5 protein-coding genes and 1 pseudogene are annotated in these 4,776 nt (G+C 40.7%); 2 read left to right on the top strand and 4 right to left on the bottom strand.

All coding sequences use genetic code 11. From position 1 onward, the window contains the following. A pseudogene (locus LC574_RS27040) lies at nucleotides 1-182 on the top strand (hypothetical protein); the annotation flags it as partial. A gap of 115 nt (nucleotides 183-297) precedes the next feature. On the opposite strand, the gene LC574_RS27045 reads toward LC574_RS27040, so the two are convergent. From LC574_RS27045 to LC574_RS27055, 3 genes are read right to left on the bottom strand one after another with little or no spacing between them, the layout of a single operon-like run. After that, a complete protein-coding gene (locus tag LC574_RS27045; protein WP_229456756.1) occupies nucleotides 298-3,543 on the bottom strand; it encodes a helicase-related protein in 3,246 nt (1,081 codons plus the stop codon). Between the two features lie 35 nt (nucleotides 3,544-3,578). Beyond that, nucleotides 3,579-3,869, bottom strand: coding sequence for a type II toxin-antitoxin system RelE/ParE family toxin (locus LC574_RS27050; RefSeq protein WP_229456757.1), 291 nt, complete (start codon nucleotides 3,867-3,869; stop codon nucleotides 3,579-3,581). Further along, nucleotides 3,857-4,204, bottom strand: a complete 348-nt coding sequence (locus LC574_RS27055; protein ID WP_229456758.1) for a hypothetical protein — start codon at nucleotides 4,202-4,204, stop codon at nucleotides 3,857-3,859. Before LC574_RS27055 ends, LC574_RS27050 begins: the two co-directional genes overlap by 13 nt. A 123-nt stretch (nucleotides 4,205-4,327) precedes the next feature. Here LC574_RS27055 and LC574_RS27060 point away from each other — a divergent pair, with 123 nt between their 5' ends. Then, a complete protein-coding gene (locus tag LC574_RS27060; protein WP_185587978.1) occupies nucleotides 4,328-4,600 on the top strand; it encodes a hypothetical protein in 273 nt (90 codons plus the stop codon). Between the two features lie 65 nt (nucleotides 4,601-4,665). Here LC574_RS27060 and LC574_RS27065 read toward each other — a convergent pair. Beyond that, the coding region (locus LC574_RS27065; protein ID WP_229456759.1) for a transposase at nucleotides 4,666-4,776 on the bottom strand (111 nt) is incomplete at its 5' end.

Here is a 4,776-nt window from a genome sequence, read left to right on the forward strand (position 1 = left end):
TTGTCCGTGGTATTCCCAATCAAGAAAATATTGTTGTGAAAAGATTCCGCCGACGTGATGATGCTGTTGCTTATCTGCAAGTCTTGAAGCAGTCAGGCAGAGATATTGCTTTTAAAATCATTTTTAATGCTCAAAACGTCAAGATGCCACGGGAAAATGAAGCTTTGAACGGTTCGTTTTGAGAAGGTTTGAAAATCATAAAAATATTAATTTCTGGGATGATATGATCCCATGTTTTCGTTTATTTTCCACACCATACGCCACTACACCAGTAATATAAATGTTAAAATTATATGCTCAGAAATTAATAGTTTGTAGCATTTTTTCAAACAAGGAATCGCCAAAATTCATTAAACGTAGGGAAGGCATTTCATCAAAAACATTAGGGTAAAAAGTAACTGTGTAATCCTGCCCTTTGTAATTCAGTTGCCAAGTACGTTCGCTCCTTTTCTCAAACTGCACACCACTGGCTTTTAAAATTGCTGAGTTGGTGAATAACTGCTCAATAATTTCTGGCGTAAAAGGAGTAGAGGGAATTGGTTTTTGAATTTCTGCTAAGTCAGCGTCTAAATCCATCGCTACCATTTCTTCAATTGCAAGACGAGGTGGTGGGCTGTCTAACACAGAATCGAATTGAGACATTAAAACATCTTCTTCTTCTGGATCAGCACTCATAACAGCCCGTTCAATAAAGGTAGGAACTTGGGCTAGAATAGGCTGAAGATTACCAACAACATTGGCAAAGGCATTAATGCGATCGCGCAATTTTCGATAAACTTTCGCCTCTACAGTGCCGTCATAGTAAAAATTGTGAATTCGCACAGTCGGGTATCTTTGTCCAATGCGGTCAATTCTCCCAATACGCTGTTCGACCCGCATCGGATTCCAAGGCATATCATAATTAATCAACACGCCGCAATTTTGTAAATTCAACCCCTCGGAAGCAGACTCAGTACAGAGGAGAATTTTGATTTCATCTTGGCGAAATCGGCGTTTAATTTCTTCCTTGGGAACTAAACACCACTCCCCATTCTGGTACAGTTCCCCACCACGACCTGAATAACAAGCTACTTGACTACCGTACAACTCCTTCAATGTATCCCGTAGATAGTCCATCGTGTCAGTGTACTGGGTGAAAACGATCGCACTTTCTCGGTCAGTTAATTCTTGGCGTAAAATCTGAATAAAGCGAGAAAGCTTGCTATCTTCCCCAGTGTTTTCAAATTGGCGTAGTAATTCTTCAAGATATTGAATTTCCTGGGGGTCTACTGGTTCAAAGAAAGATTCCAGCCCAGCAATCACTGCATCATCCTCATTATCCACATCCACTAAATCGTCGTCACTTAAAACGCTTCCCCGTTGAGTTAACAAATAATCCAAACGACGTTGCAGAGATGACTTGATGGCATAAAATGAACTGGTCAAACGTTTGCGGTAAAGGGTCATCAAAAAACCCAAACAAGAACGCTGATCTATTTGTGCGAGTCGGTAAAAGTGACGTACATAGTCGCTGACAGCTACATAAAGCGGTACTTCCCGTTGTGGTTCCAGTGTAATAGCATTATCCTGCACAACTCTGGTGGGAATATCCCGCTCTAACAGTCCCCTTTGATAGTATTGTCGGAGAGTGTCGCGGGTATGGCAGAACATCAAGTCTTTTAGGGGCGTGTTCACTGTCAAGTATTGGCGTGAGGTGTCGATAAAGTCTTCATCTGCCAATAGTTGTTTGTGATTGGAGATTTTCTTTCCCCGTTGCCAAGTATCTTGCATTTTGTAAGCAAGAATGCGTTCGGCTCCGCCGTGCCGTAGGCTCTCGCTCTTAGTCAAAAACTGCTCTAATCTAGAACAAGGCTGTCCGCCGCGCTGAAAATAATCACTAGACATTACTTGCCAAAAATTAATTACTTCCTGCTTGACAGAACCTTGTAGCGAGGCGAAATAATCGCAGAAGTTATCGCCATAACTCCAATGCCCTTGCAATCCCAGCAGGTTTAACAAGTCAAAAACTTCTATGGCATCAATTTGCATGGGAGTTGCCGAGAGAAGAATCAGGGATTTAGTCTTCTCCTTCAACTGTGCCATTAACTGTAACAAGCGATTGGGCGTTTCCTTGCGGTCTTGGGGACTTTTGCGGCGTGCATGGTGTGCTTCGTCTAAGATTACTAAATCCCAAGGTTCTGCTGATAGTAGCTGGTGCATTCTGTCAGTTCTCCGCACCAAATGAGAAGAAGCGAGGATTAAATCTTGGGTATTCCAGGGATTAGCTGCTGCGGGGATAGTCCGCTTGTAGGGGTCTTTAAATTCTGTAGATGTGTAACTCCAAAAATGCAGATTAAATTTTTCCCGCAATTCTTCTTGCCATTGGGGTTGGACACTAGCAGGTGCTAAAATCAGTACCCGCTTCACTTTTTTGGACAACAGCAGATAACGCAGAATTAAACCAGTTTCAATTGTCTTTCCTAAACCAACTTCGTCAGCAATGAGAAAACTTTGGGGAAAATTTTGAGCAACGCGGCGCAGGATTTTAATTTGGTGTGGCCAGGGGTGAATGGGAATTGATTTTAAACAAAAGTCCAAGCAGCCGGGATGTTCATGAATATTGGCAAGTTGAGTAAATGCCAATCGTTCTTGTTCACTGATGACAGTTAACTGTTGACTGTTAACTGATGAGGGTTCACTGTTTATTTCAGTCAACTGTGAACTGTTAACAGTTGACCAATTTTGTTCACTATTAACTGTTAACTCTTCCCCGTCAACCGTCAACTGTGAACTGTCAACATTATTAATTGGTCTAGAGTCAAATTCAACCTGAGCATTCCAATCAGGTTTAGTAGATTTTGCGTAACGCAACAGCTTTTTCTGTACCGCATCTGGAACTTCAAAAACTCGCACGTTAGGCGATACGTCATACCAAAGTTGCTCAAATCTCGCTACTTCTTCTTCAACTCTATCTAGTTCTCTTCCTCCCTCCCAAGAACAATAAACGTGAAAGGATTCTACATTCCTCTCCCAGCCACCGATAGATTCGTTATTGGAACCGTTAAATGCTAATTTCTCGCCCTTGCTATCAGTAAAAATGCCAACCTTTTCGTGAAATATATGCTGTGGGTCTAGTTGCTGTGTACTATCTTCAGGTAGTCCATTTTCTTTGAGAGGAATAGCAATTTTAATATCGAGATACTGGTTTTGAATCAACCAACTGAGAATTTCTAAGTGTTTGAGTTGGGCAAAACTTTCTGGTGGTTTTAAGTCTGCGTCTAGACGAGATAGTAATGCGTCTCGCAGTTCGTATCCCTGTTGAATTGCTTGTAAATCTTGAGGGCTAAACTGACAACCCATGATTAACCGCATTCGCCCTTTGTTGTGCAGCATTGCACCTAAACCCCGTGCAACTTTACTCAGGATAGCACTGCTAAAAAAACCTGCTTTCCGGTCATATTGAATGGCACACTCTAAAGCAGGAATGTAGAAATCAGTGATGGTGTTATGGGTGTTGCTGGTGTAACTAATTTTCCAGGGATATTCACGTAAAATTTTCGGCATATTATGCTGTTGTTTATATCCTTTAAAAATTAATACTAACGAGGTCGATTTTCTCGCCCGTGATAGACACGTAAAATAACAACATCATCCTCAAGAATAACGTAGTGAATTATAAAACCGTATTTACCAAAAGAAACTAAAAGTTTTCGCAGCCCTGCTATTTCATCTACAATTGCGCCTCGACGAGGATTTTGCTGTAAACTCTCGCCTGAAGAGACAATTGCTTGTACTGCCCGTGCTGCTGCATCAGGATTATTAAGTTTTATAAAATCGTAATGACGATTTAAGTCGTCAATTGCAGTTAGAGTCCAAACTATTTGGGACATGGGCGTTCTTGTTCAGTTCCTAAACTGTCTGCCCATTCGCGCACACGGTCATGCGCCACTCCTGAACCTGTGCTATGGTACGCTTCGAGAGCGGATTGACTCTGCTGAACCATTTGGGCTTCAGTAAGAGGTTGAAAATTTAATGCTGCGTCTATCTCACCGTACTCAAATGATTCTTCTGTGGTTTGAGTAGCTTGATTTGTCACTAACTGCTCAAAATCTTCTAAATCCCCTGATGAACTAGTCAGCCATGTTAACAGGAGAGTTTTTACCTGTTCTGGGGGTAACGTTTCAATATGCTCTAAAATTTGCTGCCTAATATTGCTTCCTGTCATAAGCTTTGAATTTTTGTAGTAGCTCTGCTATAAATACAACATTTTTCACTCTTCTTATCTAAATTTTAACTAAAATAATGTAACTACTACAATGATTGAAGAAGCAAAGTAGGTGTAATTGTGATGCAATCAATTTTCTGGAGTGTAGAAGAAGTAGCCCTAAGAGCTAAACAGTTTTATGAAAACGGTATTCGTCAAAATGTCGAGTCTGGTGACAATATCGGAAAGATGATTGTGATTGATGCAGAAACGGGTGAATATGGGATTGATCCAACTGGTGTAGAGACAGCGTTAAAGTTAAAACAGAAAAACCCTAATGCTAGATTGTTTACTATACGGATTGGTTATGATGTTGCTGTAAGTTTTGGTGGTGCAATGGAGCGTACTGCTGAATGATTTATGGAAAAGTAATGGATGGTAGGGCAATAATTCCAGTGGTTTTTCGGGTTCTTCGGTTACTTTTATGGATAATTAATAGTAAAATGCCAGTTTAATAAGCTGCGTAATCTAAAATTGCTAAAGTTACGAAAGCCATATCCAAGCCTTTTAATTAACTTGAGCTTATTATTAAT

Origin of the sequence: Nostoc sp. CHAB 5715 (genome assembly GCF_020829685.1) — a bacterium.
In the GTDB taxonomy this organism is placed as follows: Bacteria; Cyanobacteriota; Cyanobacteriia; order Cyanobacteriales; family Nostocaceae; genus Nostoc.

Excerpts from the sequence above, each read along its gene's own strand:
- LC574_RS27045 (WP_229456756.1), bottom strand. The coding sequence starts at position 3,543 with ATGCCGAAAATTTTACGTGAATATCCCTGGAAAATTAGTTACACCAGC.
- LC574_RS27050 (WP_229456757.1), bottom strand. The coding sequence starts at position 3,869 with ATGTCCCAAATAGTTTGGACTCTAACTGCAATTGACGACTTAAATCGT.
- LC574_RS27055 (WP_229456758.1), bottom strand. The coding sequence starts at position 4,204 with ATGACAGGAAGCAATATTAGGCAGCAAATTTTAGAGCATATTGAAACG.
- LC574_RS27060 (WP_185587978.1), top strand. The coding sequence starts at position 4,328 with ATGCAATCAATTTTCTGGAGTGTAGAAGAAGTAGCCCTAAGAGCTAAA.